At 68.3% G+C, this 1,301-nt stretch carries 1 protein-coding gene; it reads right to left on the bottom strand.

Annotated elements, in window-relative coordinates; translation table 11 throughout:
• Positions 1 to 28: 28 nt before the first annotated feature.
• A complete protein-coding gene (locus ACH49N_RS38940; RefSeq protein WP_358278841.1) occupies positions 29 to 1,243 on the bottom strand; it encodes an IS110 family transposase in 1,215 nt (404 codons plus the stop codon).
• Positions 1,244 to 1,301: the final 58 nt, after the last annotated feature.

Here is a 1,301-nt window from a genome sequence, read left to right on the forward strand (position 1 = left end):
CGGCTAGACATCCCAGGGCCGTAAGTTGTCAAGCCGCTTGGGCGATGCGGCGGTGGTCCCAGGCGATGTGTTCGTCGTAGTGGGTGTGGTGGCGGAGGCAGCCGTGGAGGATGCCGACGAGGCGGTTGCCGAGGGCGCGGAGCGCCTGGTGGTGCAGGTCGCCGGCGTCGCGGCGCTGGTCGTAGAACTCGCGGGCGCCGGGGCTGGACGAGAGTGCGCAGAACGCCCATTGATCGATGGCGTCGTAGAGGCGCCGGTTGCGGACGTGGCGGGCGAGCACGGCACGTTTCTTGCCGGACGCGATCGTCAATGGGGAGGTCCCGGCGTAGTTTCTGCGAGACTTGGCGGTGGTGTAGCGATCGGGGTCGTCCCCGAACTCACCGAGCACCCGGGCGCCGAGGATGACACCAAGTCCTGGCAGGGAGTGGTAGATGTCGGCGTCCGGGTGTGCCTCAAAATGGTCGGCGAGGGTGGTCTCGAGTTCGGTGATCTGCCGGTTCAACTCGACGATGAGACCGACCGCCGCTCTGGTGGTGGCGGCGAACGCGGCCACGACCGGCGTCGGTGCGGCCAGGTGCTCGGCCCGCAGTCCGGCCTGGATTTCGCGGGCCCGACCGTCGAGGTTGCGTTGCCGACCAGCCTTTTTGAGGGCGGATCGGATCGCCGGCAGGGTCAGGTGCGCGGCCTCGGCGGGAGTCGGGGCGCGACCGAGTACGGCCAGGGTGTCGCGGTCGTGTAGGTCGTCGAACACCTCCAGCGCGGCCGGGTAGTACTCGCGCAGCGCCGAACGTAGCGCGTTGGTCTGCCGGGTGCGGGACCAGATCAGGTTCTGGTGTCCGCGGGCGAGGACCTTGATCGCCTCCACGTCCGGGCTGTCTCCGGCGATCGGCCGGTGATTGTGCCGGTCGGTGCGCACCAGGTCCGCGAGCAGCTTGGCGTCACCGGGGTCAGATTTCGCGCCGGAGACGTGGTGGCGGTCGCGGTAGCGGGCGACCGCGAGGGGGTTGATCGCGTAGACCTGATAGCAGGCGGCGGTCAGCGCCTGCACCCACAGGCCGCGGTCGGTTTCGATGCCGACAACGACCTGACCTGCCTCTTCGGCGTGGCTGGCTATCAGTTCGTGCAGCTGCCGGATGCCGGCCAGCCCCTCGGGGAGCCGCCGAGATGCCAGCCGTCGCCCGGCCTCGTCCATCAAATGGACATCGTGATGGTCTTCGGCCCAATCATCTCCGACGAAGATCATCGATCGCCTCCTTTGGTCTCCTATTCTGGGTGGAACCTGTTCGAGCCCAGAGGCACCC

This window comes from Rhodococcus sp. NPDC019647 (assembly GCF_044389235.1).
GTDB classification, from domain to species: domain Bacteria; phylum Actinomycetota; class Actinomycetes; order Mycobacteriales; family Mycobacteriaceae; genus Rhodococcus_F; species Rhodococcus_F oxybenzonivorans.